Here is a 13,918-nt window from a genome sequence, read left to right as displayed (position 1 = left end):
GCCTGCGACTACACACGGCCTCACTGCACGCTGAGATCGGACTCACCGGCGGTGATCGCATCGCTTCACGCAATGAGGTCAGAAAACTCGCCCTCTACTGCCGCGGCATGGAGACAATCGAGGAACATCATGTGACCGAGATCATCGGCGACGCCAGCGCCATTTCGGTCGACGAAGCCGTGGACGCCATTTTAAGCGGAAACACCGGCAATTTCCTGCATGCCATGCAGAAGATCACGACATCCAAGACAGCTGTCTTCCTCGTCATTCAAGCTTGCCTGAAACAGTTTCAGCTTCTGGACGCGATGCGCGCAGAAATGGATGAAAAGCGGCTTCAGGCAGCTCAGGTTATGCAGACCCATGGTCGCCATCTGCATTTCCGACGCAAACCGATTATCGAACAGGCGCTACGCACCTGGAATGCAGACGCCATCAGCCGTGAAACAAGCAGGCTGCAGTCGGCAATCCTGCAGACAAGAAGGCGTCAGAGCCTGGAGGACAGCATCGCGCTGCAAACATTGCTGTCCACAACGCTTCAAAGCGGGCGAAAAGGGTAAGGCTTACCGCCGCTCTAGGAGCCGGCAGACTTCTTCAAGCTGCTCCAGCGATTTATAAGCAATGCGGATCTGGCCGCCGCTGGACTTGTGATTGATGGTAACATCAAGCCCAAGTGTGTCGGAAAGCGTGCGCTCGAGTGCGAGTGTATCAGAATCCTTCTGATCACGTGGAGCAGCCGTACGCTGCGGCTCGGATTGCGCCTTGATATCGTTCTGCGCGAGCTTTTCGGCATCGCGGACGGACATTCCCTTCGAGACGATCGTGCGGGCAAGGGCCGTCGGATCCGATGTTGGAACCAGTGCACGTGCATGACCCGCCGACAGACTGCCGGCCGCAAGAAACTCACGGACAGGTTCTGGAAGCTTGAGCAGGCGCAAAGAATTTGCGACATGGCTTCGGCTTTTGCCGATGATCTCGCCCAGGTCGTTCTGAGTATAGCCGTATTCGGCGATAAGCTGCTCGTAACCCAGCGCCTCTTCGAGGGGGTTGAGGTCCGATCGCTGAACATTCTCGACGATCGCGATCTCGAGCGCCGTCTTGTCGTCGACATCGCGGATGATCACCGGAATTTCGACAAGACCTGCGAGCTGGGCGGCGCGCCATCTTCTTTCGCCGGCTATTATTTCATACTGGTTCGTTGCATGCGTACGAACAACGATTGGCTGTACGATACCATGCTGGCGAATAGAGCTGGCAAGATCGTGCAACTCGCTATCATCAAAAAAACGCCGCGGATTGCGCGGGTTCCGGCTGACAAACTCGATCGGGATGAGACGGTCTGCACTTACACCGCTCTTTTCGCCCTCGACAGGCACCGGCTGATCCATTTCACCGATCAGTGCAGCAAGGCCGCGACCTAAACGTCTCTTCGATACATCGTCATTCATTGGGATACTCACTTGAAGCTTAAGCGGCGAGACGCTGGCGTTCACGCTGGATGACCTCGGAGGCCAGCTGTAGGTATGCCTGGCTACCGGCGCATTTCAAATCATAAAGGATCGCAGGCTTACCATATGAAGGCGCTTCGGAAACACGGACATTGCGCGGGATGAGCGTGTGATAAACTTTCTCGCCGAGATGGGATCGAACGTCACTCACCACTTGCTGGGCAAGATTGTTTCGCGCATCGAACATCGTCAGCACGATGCCCTGGATATCCAAACGTGGATTTACCGTTCGTCGAACCTGATCAACCGTCTCCAAGAGCTGACTTAACCCCTCCAATGCGAAAAATTCACATTGTAACGGAACCAAAACGGAATGCGCCGCAGCCATCGCGTTCATCGTCAACAGGTTGAAAGAAGGCGGGCAATCCAACAAAATATAAGTAAATTCAAAGGCTTGAGGAGTCGAAAGAGCCTTGCGCAGCTTGAATACCCGATCGCTCTGCTGAGCGATTTCCATTTCGATACCGAGCAAATCCATTGTCGACGGCACGATCGAAAGATTTGGAACAGCGGTGGGCAAAGACGCCTCCGTCACCCCGGCCTCACCAATCAGCAAGTCATAAGAAGAGAGTTTGCGATCTTTTCGATCGATCCCGAGGCCAGTGCTTGCGTTACCCTGAGGATCGAGGTCGACGATCAGGACTCGTTCGCCGATGGCAGCCAACGCGGTCGCCAGGTTAATGGCAGTGGTCGTCTTGCCAACACCACCCTTTTGATTGGCTATTGTAATTATCCGGTTTCGTTCAAAGGCCATGGCCGCATCATCCGAACTGTTAAACCACGCGCTGGAGATTGAAGATCTCGAGAATCACCGAATCTCTCTCGACAACGCTTCGGTGTTCTAGCAGATCAAATCGCCAACGACCACGTGCCTTGACAATTTCAGCAGCGTAATCCCGGCCTTTATGAAAAAATGCGCGAGTATCTTTATTGAGAAGCATCCAGGGCTCCGCAAAGTCGCAGAGTTTATCGAGATCCGCGAGGGCCCGTGCGGAGATAGCCTCGCAGGACGGGACAATAGCCGGTCCGTCCTCGATGCGGACAGAATGCACGGAACCGCGTGCGCCGGTCTCGCGAAGGGCCAACCTGAGGAAGGACGCCTTCTTGTTGTTGCTCTCAATAAGATGAGCCCACCCATCTCCAAGCTCGGCCAGAAAGATAGCGGTGATCACGCCGGGAAATCCGCCGCCGCTCCCCATGTCCACCCACCGTTTGGGGCCGGGGCTCAGTTGAAAGATCTGCGCGCTGTCGGCGACATGTCTTTGCCATGTATCACTCAACGTCGAGGGAGCGGCGAGGTTGATGGATTTGGACCACTTGCCAAAGAGGCCAACAAAATGCTCAAGTCTGTCTTGTGTTTCACGTGAAACACTTTGACCGTTCAACTCCATGGAAGACTCTCAAAACGTGTGTTTAAGCGACCGACCGCTGTGCAGCCTCTATCTTTCGCAAATGAACGAGCAGAAGAGAGATGGCCGCGGGCGTCATACCATCTAGCTGTGCAGCTTGAGCGACATTGAACGGCCGCTGCGTACCAAGCTTCTGCTTGAGCTCATTCGAAAGGCCAGCCAAAGTTGAATAGTCGAAATCGTCTGGAATGAGGCGATTCTCGTCACGTTGGATATCAACAATATCTGAAGACTGCCGGCGCATATAGACGGCATATGAAGCTTCGATTTCAACGGCCTGCGCGATCGGCTTGCTCAATGCTTTAAGCTCGGGCCATACATTTGACAGCAGCCCCATGTCGAAATCGGGGTAGGCGAGCAACTCGTAGGCCGAACGCCGCTGCCCATCCAAATTGATCTTCAAGCCAAACCGCCGGGCGTCGTTCGGCGTGATATGCAACGCCTTCAGCTGTTCTCGCGCACCATCAAGAGCCCGTTTGTATTCGTGGAATTTGGCACGACGAGCTTCTCCCAGACATCCGATCTCCTCCGCGATCGGAGTGAGCCTCATGTCGGCGTTATCCGCACGCAGCGAAAGGCGGTATTCCGCGCGCGAGGTGAACATGCGATAGGGCTCGGCAACGCCCCTCGACGTCAAATCGTCAATCATGACGCCGATGTAGGAGTTTGTGCGGCTCAGATAGACCGGTGTTTGATTGCCCGCCCGCCGCGCGGCATTGAGACCCGCCATGAGCCCTTGGGCCGCTGCCTCCTCATAACCAGTCGTTCCGTTGATCTGCCCTGCGAGGTAAAGCCCCGGCATTCGCTTCGCTTCGAGAGCAGGTGTCAGCTCACGCGGATCGACGTGATCGTATTCGATCGCATAGCCGGGTTGGATGATAGAAACCTTTTCGAGGCCCGGTATGGTTCGGATGAAGGCATCCTGAACCTCTGCCGGCAGCGACGTCGAAATACCATTCGGATAGACGGTATCGTCGTCCAAGCCTTCTGGCTCGAGGAAAATCTGATGCCCATCCCGCTCGCCGAACTTCACGATCTTGTCTTCGATAGAGGGACAATAGCGCGGTCCAACGCCCTCGATCTGACCGGAATACATTGCCGAACGATGCAGGTTGTCCTGGATGAGTTTATGTGTTGCAGCCGTCGTCCGCGTTACCCCACATTCAATCTGGGGATTCGTAATTGCATCGGTCATGAATGAGAACGGCGTTCTCTCCTCATCTGCGCCTTGGCGGCCGACGGATGCCCAATCAATCGTTTTCCCGTCAAGGCGCGCTGGCGTGCCGGTCTTTAGGCGACCGAGCCGAAGCCCGAGGCGAGACAATGTTCCAGACAAACCGAGAGACGGATCTTCGCCGACGCGGCCCGCAGGAATCGTCTTGTCCCCGATATGAATCAGCCCGCGCAAGAAGGTTCCTGTCGTCAGGACGACGGCGCCGCAGCTTAGAATCCGGCTATCTTTCATGACGACGCCCGTGATGCGGCCGTCTGATATATCAATATCAAAGGCATCGCCCTCGATAACCCCAATATTATCAGTAGCTTCGATTGCTGCTTGCATTGCGGCTCGATAAAGCTTCCGATCGGCCTGGGTGCGTGGGCCTCGAACCGCCGGACCCTTTTTGCGATTGAGCATCCGGAACTGGATGCCGGCTGCATCGGCCATACGACCCATGAGACCGTCCAATGCATCTACCTCACGCACCAGGTGGCCTTTACCAAGACCGCCAATCGCAGGGTTGCAGGACATGACCCCGATCGTGTCGCGCCGATGCGTCACCAGGGCCGTGCGAGCGCCGAGGCGGGCTGCTGCGCTGGCCGCTTCGCACCCTGCGTGACCACCTCCGATCACAACGACGTCGTACTGATAGACACTCATTTCGCCCTTCTCGCACGCTTCCAGTGTTTCACGTGAATCATTTTCCGATGCAAAATTCTGAAAAGATCACGTCAAGTAAATTCTCAACATCGACGCGCCCTGTAATCCTGCCCAAGGCGTTGCCTGCGATACGAAGGTTCTCGGCTCTAATATCGAGCTCTGCCGGCGGATCCACCAAGGCTGCCTCGATCGCCTTCAGGCATTCCGCAAGCGAATCCTTTTGCCGCTTGCGGCTTGGAATCGCCAGGCTATGGCTGCCTAGCTGCCGCTCCAGCCGCTCGGCGATGGCGGCGCGAAGGGCAACCAATCCCGCATCGGTGACGGCAGATATTGTCAGGTCGTAGGCGTCCGGACCATTTCCCGCGGATATATCGGCCTTTGTCCCGATCCGCAAGACTTCCGCATTGGCGATTGGCTGGAGCGCACGCGTACCCTCTGCCATGTCCTCGAGATAGAGGACAAGGCTCGCTTCAGAGATGACCTGCGTCGCACGCCGGATACCCTCTTGCTCCACGAGTTCATTTGCTTCCCGCAAACCTGCCGTATCATAAAGTTTTACGAGGAAGCCATTGATATCGAGATCTACGTGAAGAACATCCCGCGTCGTTCCCGCGACGTCGGTCACGATCGCAACCTCTCGCCGTGCAAGGGCATTCATTAGGGTCGATTTTCCGGCATTCGGCGCCCCCGCGATAACGACCTTGAAGCCATCGCGGATAATCTCGCCGGCGTGCGCGTGGGCGAGATGGCTTTTTATCTCCACCTGGAGTCGGCCGACATCATCCCAGACCAGATCCGATACGGAACCGGGTACGTCATCTTCATCGGCAAAGTCGAGTTCGGCTTCGATCAGGGCGCGAGCCCGCGTCAATCGTTCCGCCCACGAATCGTACAGTCGGGAGAGTTTTCCCTGGCTATGCTCGACCGCCAGGCGTCTTTGCATCTCCGTTTCCGCAGCTATCAGATCGGCCAAACCCTCGATCTCGACGAGGTCGAGCTTGCCGTTTTCAAAAGCCCGACGCGAGAATTCCCCTTCGGCCGCCATCCGCACGCTGTCGATCGTCTCCAGTTCTTCGAATAGCGCATTAATGACGGCCCGGCTGCCATGCATCTGGAGCTCGGCGCAGTCTTCGCCTGTAAAAGACGCCGGAGATGGAAAGAAGAGTACTAAACCGCTGTCGATGATTGAACCGTTACGCAAACGAATCGTTCGCAGCGACGCCCTGCGCGCCGGTGGAACGTCGCCTGTCAGCAATTGCACAGCATCACGTGTCTTCGCACCACTGAGGCGGATAACCGCAACGCCGGAGGGGACTGCTCCGCTCGACAGCGCATAGATGGTTTCGTTCGACATCCTCGGTTACTCTGGCCGCGCGGATTCTTCAAAAACAAAAGCCGGCCACGAAAAATGACCGGCTTTATTATCGACGGCCGGCTATCTGTTACGTGTTCATCGACTCGAAGAAATCCGGATTACTCTTCGTCTGCTTCAGCTTGTCGATAAGAAACTCGATCGCGTCGGTTGTTCCCATGGGGGCAAGAATACGTCGAAGCACGAAGATTTTCTGCAGGTCCTGACGCGGGACAAGCAGATCCTCCTTGCGCGTGCCGGACTTCAGAATATCCATCGCCGGGAAGATGCGCTTGTCCGCTACCTTACGATCCAGAACGATTTCCGAGTTACCGGTGCCCTTGAATTCTTCGAAGATGACTTCATCCATACGGCTGCCGGTATCAATGAGTGCCGTCGCGATAATCGTCAGCGAGCCGCCTTCTTCGATGTTACGGGCAGCGCCGAAGAACCGCTTCGGCCGTTGCAGAGCGTTTGCATCGACACCACCTGTCAGAACCTTACCGGAAGAGGGCACCACGGTGTTGTAGGCGCGTCCGAGGCGCGTGATCGAATCAAGCAGGATGACGACATCGCGGCCGTGTTCGACAAGCCGCTTTGCCTTTTCGATCACCATCTCGGCCACCTGCACGTGACGCACAGCTGGCTCGTCGAATGTGGAAGAAATCACTTCACCGCGCACCGAACGCTGCATGTCCGTCACTTCCTCAGGACGTTCGTCGATCAGCAGAACGATCAGGTAGCATTCCGGATGATTTGCGGTGATCGAGTGCGCAATATTCTGCAGAAGGACGGTCTTACCGGTTCTGGGCGGCGCGACGATGAGACCACGCTGGCCCTTGCCAAGCGGCGCCACGAGATCGATGACGCGCGAAGACAGATCCTTCGATGTCGGAACGTCGAGTTCCATCTTGAATCGTTCATTCGGATAAAGCGGCGTCAGATTGTCGAAGTGAACCTTATGACGGATCTTTTCCGGATCGTCGAAATTGATCGTATTCACCTTGAGCAGAGCAAAATAGCGCTCACCTTCCTTCGGACCGCGGATGGGTCCCTCGACCGTATCGCCAGTTTTCAGCGAGAATCGGCGGATCTGCGAAGGGGAAATATAAATATCGTCCGGACCCGGCAGATAGTTAGCGTTTGGCGAACGCAGGAAGCCGAAACCATCCTGCAGGACTTCCACGACGCCTTCGCCGATGATCTCGACATCCTGGCTCGCGAGAACCTTCAGGATCGCAAACATCAGTTCCTGTTTGCGCATGGTGCTTGCATTTTCGACCTCGAGCGATTCGGCGAACGCCAGAAGATCGGTCGGGGATTTACTCTTAAGTTCCTGAAGCTTCATTTCAGCCATGAAGTGACCATTACTCTATATTTCGAAGGGGAGAAGGCTATGTTGCGTCGTTTCGGTGTTGCGAAAGGGCTCGCAGACGACTGAACTCAAAACACATGCCACGAAGATGAGATGCGCGGAAAATAGCGACTAAGATACGAGCCCGCAAGGGGGCTTCTAAAAATGAAGTAAATTTAAGCCGCGTCTATTCAATTCAAAACGGCTTAACGACGGCAAGGATGACAATCAGGATCATCAGCAGCGTCGGCGCTTCATTCATGAATCTCCAATACCGCGCCGACCGTCGGTTTTCGTCACGGGCAAAAGCATCAACCGCTCGACTGAAAAACATGTGAACGCCACTCAGGAGCACGACCAGGGCGAGCTTGGCATGCAGCCAGCCGCCCTGAAAACCGTAGACAGACCAAGCCAGATACAAGCCAAAGACCCAAGTCAGCATCATCGCCGGGTTCATGATGACATTCAGCAGGCGTCGCTCCATGATCTTGAAGGTCTCCGACTGCGCTGAACCTGGCTCCGCATCCGTATGGTAGATGAAGAGCCGCGGCATGTAGAACAGCCCGGCCATCCAGGAGATCACCGCGATAATGTGCAGCGCCTTGATCCACAGATAGAGGTCGTCCGGGTTCCATACGAACAGCCCGACAGCAAGCAGCGCAAAGAGGACGAGGGCAAAATGCGCTCGTCGCCGTGCGTAGCTACCAGGTCGCTGATCCGTCTGCCTTTCCATCATCAATTCCCGCCGCGGCGAACACGTTCGACAAGCAGGCGAACATTTTCCGGATCGGCCTGCGGCGTGATTCCATGACCGAGGTTGAAGATCAGCGGCCCGCCACCGAGATGCGCCAAGATTTCGTCGACACCCTCCTCAAGCGCCCGCCCGCCGGCAACAAGCCTCATCGGATCAAGGTTGCCTTGAACCGCTCCCTCCTTTTGAAGATCAGCAGCAAATTCAAGCGGTACCGACCAATCAAGACCAATCGCGTCAGCACCGGTCTTCTGCCTGTAGGTCTTCAAAAGATAGCCCGCACCCTTGGCAAACGAGATGACCCGCGCATTCGGACGCCGTGCCTTGATAACGGCAATCATCCGAGCAACTGGCTTGATTGCATAAGCCTCGAATTCCTTTTCCCCAAGGACGCCGGCCCAAGAATCGAAAATCTGCACGGCATCAGCGCCGGCATCTATTTGCGTCACGAGATACTCGGCGGAGATATCCGCAAGCAGCATCAACAGCCGTTCAAATGCTTTTGGATACTGGTAGGCGAAAAGCCTCGCAGGCGCTTGGTCAGGTGTGCCGCGACCCGCAATCATGTAGGTTGCCACCGTCCAGGGCGCACCACAAAAGCCGAGAAGCGTCGTTTCTTCCGGGAGCTCCGCGCGCAACCGCCGTACGGTCTCAAACACCGGCTTCAGATAGTCGATAACTCCTTCCGCATCCAGACGTGAAATTCCAGCCTCGTCGATCGGCTCCATCTCTGGACCATGGCCTTCCGTAAAACGCACATTGCGCTTCATGGCATCGGGAATGACGAGAATGTCAGAGAAGAGGATCGCCGCATCGAAGCCGTAGCGGCGGATGGGCTGCAGCGTCACTTCGACAGCGTGTTCGGGTGAATAGCAAAGATCGAGGAAGCTTCCGGCCTTTGCACGCGTTTCCCGGTATTCCGGGAGATAACGACCTGCCTGTCTCATTAGCCAGACCGGCGGAGGGGAGAGAGTTTCGCCGTCGAGAACTCTCATGACTTTCCGGCGTGTTTCGCTCAAGCGCTTCGTCCCTATAAAAATCTAAAGATATTTAAAAAGGTTTCTATTTCTTAGAGTCGGTGTCTATCAAGGATTAAAATCCATCCACTGGTGATGCCGAATGTCAGGCGCATCAAAGATATCAGGACAACGTGGAGAGCCATCCATCGGGGTTTCTTGGAGAAGCTCGAATCTAAAAGTGATTCCAAAAACTTGTCTCGAAGGCTGAGGCATTTCTTTCTGTGGATATCGTGTGTACTCTAGATGAGCTCTCCAGCGCGGATCACAAATCCACAGGCCGCGCGCCAATACCCTCCAGAAAATCCGAAATGTGGATAAGGGGTCATGTTTTCCCTTGCCTCAAGCCATGCCGGTCCCTTAGCTCTTTCCCATCCAGTCTTTTCAACAGGCAGCAGAAAATAGCGTGGAGAACCGCACGAACTTCTTCCATCTGCATCTGATTTCTGACTCGACCGGTGAGACTCTGATCTCAGCCGGCCGCGCTGCATCGGCCCAGTTCAAATCTGCCCAAGCGGTCGAACACGTCTATCCGTTGATCCGCAACCGCAAGCAGCTGCTTGCAGTTCTCGATGCGATCGACAACGAGCCCGGCATTGTTCTTTACACGGTCGTCGACCGGGAACTCGCTGCGCTGATCGATGAGAGGTGTGTCGAGATGGGCGTTGCCTCAGTCAATGTGCTTGAGCCTGTGATGGCCGCTTTCCAGCTCTATCTCGGGGCTCCGCTGCGGCGTCGTGTCGGCGCTCAACATGTTATGAATGCCGGCTATTTCGCACGCATCGAGGCGCTCAACTTCACCATGGATCACGACGACGGGCAAATGCCCGAGGACTACAACGATGCCGACGTCGTCATCATCGGTATCAGTCGTACGTCCAAAACGCCGACGAGCATCTATCTCGCCAATCGCGGCATCAAGACAGCGAACATTCCGATCGTCTATGATGTTCCTTTGCCGGAAGCGCTTTTCACTGCAACGAGGCCGTTGATCGTCTGCCTCATAGCAACGACGGATCGGATATCGCAAGTGCGTGAGAACCGGGTGCTGGGTGCGACGCCCGGCTTCGATCGTGGCCTGTATACGGATCGAGCCGCGATCTCCGAAGAACTGAAATATGCCCGCTCGCTTTGTGCGCGGCATAATTGGCCGTTGATCGATGTGACCCGTCGCTCCATCGAAGAGACAGCGGCCGCGATCGTTGCCCTGCGCCCCAAGCTGCGCTAAGCGCTGACATTGTGAACCACGAGCTATGAGACGCATGACATCGAAACTGATTCTCGCTTCGTCCAGTCCATTCCGGAGGATGCTGCTTAAAAATGCCGGCCTGGAGTTTGAAGCGCATGCGGCAAAGATAGATGAGCGCGCAATCGAAGCACCCCTCGAACGAGAGGGCGCATCTCCAGATAGAGTTGCTTTGGTGCTTGCGAGGGCTAAAGCAGACGAGGTGAGCGCCCGGTTTCCGGACGCGCTCATCATTGGCTCGGACCAGACCATGTCGCTTGGCGATCGTGTGTTTCACAAGCCGCACGACATGGCTGACGCCGCCAATCATCTGAGATCACTCTCGGGACAAACACATCGCCTGAACAGTGCGATCGCCATCATCCGGAATGGTGCACTTTTATGGGAGCATGTGTCACACGCGTCGCTGACGATGCGCGTTCTGTCGGCGGATTTCATATCGCGCCATCTCGCACGCGTCGGCAACACGGCGCTTGGCAGCGTTGGCGCCTATCAGCTGGAGGGCGAGGGAATTCAACTTTTCAGCAAGATCGACGGCGACTACTTCACGATCCTTGGCCTGCCGATGCTGCCGCTGCTCGCGAAACTAAGGGGATTGGGTGCGATTGATGGATGATTCACGTGAAACATTCGGCCCGAATGCCTTCGTCACCGGCTTCCCCGTGCGGCACTCACGTTCGCCTTTGATCCACGGATACTGGCTGAAAAAGCTTGGGATTGCCGGAAGCTACCGCGCATACGAGGTTGCTCCCGCCGATTTTGCAGCATTCATTGGATCGCTCAAGGATCAAAGCTCGGGCTTTATCGGCGGCAATGTCACCATTCCGCACAAGGAGTTGGCCTGCCAGCTCGCGGACAGCCCGGATGAACTCTCCCAGGAACTCGGCGCATCCAATACGTTATGGCTGGAGGAAGGAAAACTCCATTCGACCAATACCGACGGTCACGGATTTACCGCCAACCTGAACGCGCGCCACCCTGGCTGGGATAAACACGAGACCGCAATAATACTCGGTGCAGGCGGCGCCAGCCGGGCGGTGATACAGGCGGTGCGCGACCGCGGCTTCAGGGAGATCCATGTCGTCAACCGGACCGCGGCTCGCGCGCAGGAACTTGCCGATCGTTTTGGAGACAAAGTCTATGCGCATCCGATGGGAGCGCTCGCGGAGGTCATGAAAGGTGCTGGTCTTTTCGTCAACACGACATCGCTCGGTATGGACGGCGAAACAGCACCGGCAATCGATTTTTCCCCGCTCGACAGTAACGCGCTCGTCACAGATATCGTCTATGTGCCGCTGAAGACACCCTTGCTGAAACAAGCCGAGGAGCAGGGTTTCGCGATCGTGGATGGACTTGGTATGCTGCTTCATCAGGCGGTGCCGGGCTTCGAGAAATGGTTCAGCAAGCGGCCGGTGGTCGATGACGAGCTTCGTGCACTCGTCGTCGCAGATATGGAAAAACACAGATGATCCGGATCGGTCTCACGGGTTCCATAGGGATGGGGAAATCAACGGCGGCAAAGCTCTTTGCCGGAGCCGGTATCCCCGTCAATGATTCCGATGCTGTGGTCCACGAGCTTTATGCCGGCGAGGCAGCGCAGTTGATCGAAGCTGAGTTCCCGGGCACCGTTCGGAACGGCGTCGTCGACCGTCAGGAACTTGGGCGTCAGCTTTCGCGCCGACCAGATGGCTTCAAAACGCTCGAAGCAATCGTTCATCCGCTGGTTCGCCAGCGCGAAACGGAATTCGTGGAACGCGAAAAAGCACGAGGATCGGAGATAATCCTGCTCGATATCCCGTTGCTTTTCGAAACTGGTGCGGAGACGCGGGTCGACATAGTCGTGGTCGTGAGCTGCGATCCACAGATTCAGCGCGATCGGGTGCTTGCGCGACCGGGCATGACCGAGGAAAAATTCAATATGATTCGCTCGCGGCAGACCCCGGACGCCGAAAAGCGGGAGCGTGCCGATTATGTCATCGACACGGGACACGCCATCGAAATTACGCGGGCGAGGGTGATTGAAATCATCGGGGTCTTGAAAGCGCGGATCGCGAAGGGAGATTTCCGGAATGCGTGAAATCATTTTCGATACGGAAACCACCGGTCTCGACAGCCGCATGGATCGCATCATCGAAATCGGCGGCGTCGAGCTTTTGAACCATTTCCCGACCGGCCGCACGATCCATATCTATATCAATCCGGGAGATCAGAAAGTTCATCCCGATGCGCTCGCCGTTCACGGTATTACCGACGAGTTTTTGAAGGACAAGAAGCCTTTCTCCGCAGTGGTCGAAGAGATCATCGAGTTCTTCGGTGACGCAAGGTGGATCGCGCACAATGCGACCTTCGATATGGGTTTTGTGAATGCCGAACTCGCTCGCCTTGGCATACCGCCGGTCCTGCCGGAGAGGGTCGTTGATACGCTTTCTCTCGCTCGGCGCAAACATCCGATGGGACCGAATTCGCTCGATGCCCTCTGCCGCCGCTACGGTATAGACAACTCACACCGCACAAAACACGGTGCACTTCTCGACTCCGAACTGCTTGCCGAGGTCTATATAGAGATGATCGGCGGGCGTCAGACCGCTCTCGGTTTGAGCGTTTCGGCAACAAGCGGGGCAGGCGACGCCGAGATTGTTCTGGATGAGGCCGTTGACATAGGTTTGGAGCGGCCCAGGCCCCTCGCGCCGCGCCTTAGCGAAGCGGAAGCTCAGGCTCACGATGCGTTGATTGCCGCACTCGGCACCAAAGGCATCTGGGCCAGATACGATCGTCCAAATTAAAAATGCCCGGGCTTTGACCCGGGCACGGCTGTCAAAATCACGTGCTTCGAATCAATTTGTCTGCACCTTTGCGCGCGTCTGCTCTTCGGCGACGCGTTGTGCAAACATCTGTGCGAAGTCGATCGGGTCGATCATCAGCGGCGGGAAGCCGCCATTGCGCGTAACATCGGCAATGATCTGGCGGGCAAACGGGAAGAGCATGCGCGGGCATTCGATGAAGAGAACGGGCAGCATGTGTTCTTGCGGGAAGCCGGCAACGCGGAAGACGCCGCCGTAAACGAGTTCGGCATGAAAGACCGTCTTGTCGCCATCCTTGGCCTCGGCGTTGAGCGACAGCACAACATCGAAGTCCGTATCCGAAAGAGGATTGGCATTGACGTTGACGTTGATATTGATCGCCGGCGCCTTGTCGCGCGCTTGAAGTGACCGCGGCGCACCCGGATTTTCGAAGGAAAGGTCCTTCGTGTACTGAGCGAGAATGGTGAGGCTCGGGCTTGTCGTGCCGCTGCCGTTGTTTTCATCAGCCATTGGATTTTCCTCGAGGGGCATTGGATGTTGCCTGCTTTTCACATTTCGTGAAAAGGCTTACTACTTTTGTGGAATCTGTTTCTTATTCACAGTGCT

Annotated in this window: 14 protein-coding genes and 1 pseudogene; 6 read left to right on the top strand and 9 right to left on the bottom strand. The window is 56.1% G+C overall.

Annotated elements, in window-relative coordinates; translation table 11 throughout:
* Nucleotides 1–557, top strand: a pseudogene (locus tag C9413_RS15795) (DNA polymerase III subunit delta); the annotation flags it as partial.
* 3 nt (nucleotides 558–560) lie between these two features.
* On the opposite strand, the gene C9413_RS15790 reads toward C9413_RS15795, so the two are convergent.
* From C9413_RS15790 to hemE, 8 genes are all read right to left on the bottom strand, one after another.
* On the bottom strand, nucleotides 561–1,445 hold the full coding sequence (locus C9413_RS15790) for a ParB/RepB/Spo0J family partition protein (RefSeq protein ID WP_039846544.1): 885 nt from the start codon (nucleotides 1,443–1,445) through the stop codon (nucleotides 561–563).
* Nucleotides 1,446–1,464: 19 nt separating this feature from the next.
* On the bottom strand, nucleotides 1,465–2,259 hold the full coding sequence (locus C9413_RS15785) for a ParA family protein (protein ID WP_039846545.1): 795 nt from the start codon (nucleotides 2,257–2,259) through the stop codon (nucleotides 1,465–1,467).
* A 19-nt stretch (nucleotides 2,260–2,278) separates the two neighbouring features.
* Nucleotides 2,279–2,896, bottom strand: a complete 618-nt coding sequence (locus C9413_RS15780; protein ID WP_039846546.1) for a 16S rRNA (guanine(527)-N(7))-methyltransferase RsmG — start codon at nucleotides 2,894–2,896, stop codon at nucleotides 2,279–2,281.
* Nucleotides 2,897–2,918: 22 nt separating this feature from the next.
* Nucleotides 2,919–4,793 (bottom strand): tRNA uridine-5-carboxymethylaminomethyl(34) synthesis enzyme MnmG, encoded by a 1,875-nt coding sequence (gene mnmG / locus C9413_RS15775; protein ID WP_039846547.1) that lies wholly within the window; start codon nucleotides 4,791–4,793, stop codon nucleotides 2,919–2,921.
* Nucleotides 4,794–4,830: 37 nt separating this feature from the next.
* Nucleotides 4,831–6,147, bottom strand: a complete 1,317-nt coding sequence (mnmE, locus tag C9413_RS15770; RefSeq protein WP_039846548.1) for a tRNA uridine-5-carboxymethylaminomethyl(34) synthesis GTPase MnmE — start codon at nucleotides 6,145–6,147, stop codon at nucleotides 4,831–4,833.
* 88 nt (nucleotides 6,148–6,235) lie between these two features.
* Nucleotides 6,236–7,501, bottom strand: a complete 1,266-nt coding sequence (rho, locus tag C9413_RS15765; RefSeq protein ID WP_022718404.1) for a transcription termination factor Rho — start codon at nucleotides 7,499–7,501, stop codon at nucleotides 6,236–6,238.
* A 193-nt stretch (nucleotides 7,502–7,694) separates the two neighbouring features.
* Entirely contained in the window at nucleotides 7,695–8,231 is a 537-nt protein-coding gene (gene hemJ / locus C9413_RS15760; RefSeq protein ID WP_039846549.1) for a protoporphyrinogen oxidase HemJ, read from the bottom strand.
* Between the two features lie 2 nt (nucleotides 8,232–8,233).
* A complete protein-coding gene (gene hemE / locus C9413_RS15755) occupies nucleotides 8,234–9,268 on the bottom strand; it encodes a uroporphyrinogen decarboxylase (RefSeq protein ID WP_133940048.1) in 1,035 nt (344 codons plus the stop codon).
* Nucleotides 9,269–9,671: 403 nt separating this feature from the next.
* Between hemE and C9413_RS15750 the strand changes: the two genes are divergently transcribed.
* From C9413_RS15750 to dnaQ, 5 genes are read left to right on the top strand one after another with little or no spacing between them, the layout of a single operon-like run.
* Nucleotides 9,672–10,493, top strand: coding sequence for a pyruvate, water dikinase regulatory protein (locus C9413_RS15750; protein ID WP_022718407.1), 822 nt, complete (start codon nucleotides 9,672–9,674; stop codon nucleotides 10,491–10,493).
* Nucleotides 10,494–10,527: 34 nt separating this feature from the next.
* A complete protein-coding gene (locus tag C9413_RS15745) occupies nucleotides 10,528–11,127 on the top strand; it encodes a Maf-like protein (RefSeq protein WP_039843396.1) in 600 nt (199 codons plus the stop codon).
* Nucleotides 11,120–11,980 (top strand): shikimate dehydrogenase, encoded by an 861-nt coding sequence (locus tag C9413_RS15740; RefSeq protein ID WP_039843397.1) that lies wholly within the window; start codon nucleotides 11,120–11,122, stop codon nucleotides 11,978–11,980. Before C9413_RS15745 ends, C9413_RS15740 begins: the two co-directional genes overlap by 8 nt.
* On the top strand, nucleotides 11,977–12,588 hold the full coding sequence (coaE, locus tag C9413_RS15735; protein ID WP_039843398.1) for a dephospho-CoA kinase: 612 nt from the start codon (nucleotides 11,977–11,979) through the stop codon (nucleotides 12,586–12,588). The genes C9413_RS15740 and coaE overlap by 4 nt, the downstream gene beginning before the upstream one ends.
* Nucleotides 12,581–13,294: a DNA polymerase III subunit epsilon gene (dnaQ, locus tag C9413_RS15730; RefSeq protein ID WP_039843399.1), complete on the top strand. Its 714-nt coding sequence runs from the start codon at nucleotides 12,581–12,583 to the stop codon at nucleotides 13,292–13,294. The genes coaE and dnaQ overlap by 8 nt, the downstream gene beginning before the upstream one ends.
* Before the next feature lie 51 nt (nucleotides 13,295–13,345).
* Here dnaQ and secB read toward each other — a convergent pair whose 3' ends face one another.
* Nucleotides 13,346–13,822 (bottom strand): protein-export chaperone SecB, encoded by a 477-nt coding sequence (gene secB, locus C9413_RS15725; protein ID WP_022718412.1) that lies wholly within the window; start codon nucleotides 13,820–13,822, stop codon nucleotides 13,346–13,348.
* Between the last annotated feature and the right edge of the window lie 96 nt (nucleotides 13,823–13,918).

This window comes from Rhizobium sp. SEMIA 4085 (genome assembly GCF_013004495.1).
In the GTDB taxonomy this organism is placed as follows: Bacteria; Pseudomonadota; Alphaproteobacteria; order Rhizobiales; family Rhizobiaceae; genus Rhizobium; species Rhizobium gallicum.
The sequence above is the reverse complement of the archived record's forward strand: the minus strand, read 5'-3'. Positions and strand labels throughout refer to the sequence as shown.

What these genes read in the sequence shown, in the direction of transcription:
- mnmE (WP_039846548.1), bottom strand. Translation starts at nt 6,147, where the DNA reads ATGTCGAACGAAACCATCTATGCGCTGTCGAGCGGAGCAGTCCCCTCC.
- mnmG (WP_039846547.1), bottom strand. Translation starts at nt 4,793, where the DNA reads ATGAGTGTCTATCAGTACGACGTCGTTGTGATCGGAGGTGGTCACGCA.
- C9413_RS15740 (WP_039843397.1), top strand. Translation starts at nt 11,120, where the DNA reads ATGGATGATTCACGTGAAACATTCGGCCCGAATGCCTTCGTCACCGGC.
- C9413_RS15745 (WP_039843396.1), top strand. Translation starts at nt 10,528, where the DNA reads ATGACATCGAAACTGATTCTCGCTTCGTCCAGTCCATTCCGGAGGATG.
- rho (WP_022718404.1), bottom strand. Translation starts at nt 7,501, where the DNA reads ATGGCTGAAATGAAGCTTCAGGAACTTAAGAGTAAATCCCCGACCGAT.
- secB (WP_022718412.1), bottom strand. Translation starts at nt 13,822, where the DNA reads ATGGCTGATGAAAACAACGGCAGCGGCACGACAAGCCCGAGCCTCACC.
- C9413_RS15790 (WP_039846544.1), bottom strand. Translation starts at nt 1,445, where the DNA reads ATGAATGACGATGTATCGAAGAGACGTTTAGGTCGCGGCCTTGCTGCA.
- hemJ (WP_039846549.1), bottom strand. Translation starts at nt 8,231, where the DNA reads ATGGAAAGGCAGACGGATCAGCGACCTGGTAGCTACGCACGGCGACGA.
- C9413_RS15785 (WP_039846545.1), bottom strand. Translation starts at nt 2,259, where the DNA reads ATGGCCTTTGAACGAAACCGGATAATTACAATAGCCAATCAAAAGGGT.
- C9413_RS15780 (WP_039846546.1), bottom strand. Translation starts at nt 2,896, where the DNA reads ATGGAGTTGAACGGTCAAAGTGTTTCACGTGAAACACAAGACAGACTT.
- coaE (WP_039843398.1), top strand. Translation starts at nt 11,977, where the DNA reads ATGATCCGGATCGGTCTCACGGGTTCCATAGGGATGGGGAAATCAACG.
- dnaQ (WP_039843399.1), top strand. Translation starts at nt 12,581, where the DNA reads ATGCGTGAAATCATTTTCGATACGGAAACCACCGGTCTCGACAGCCGC.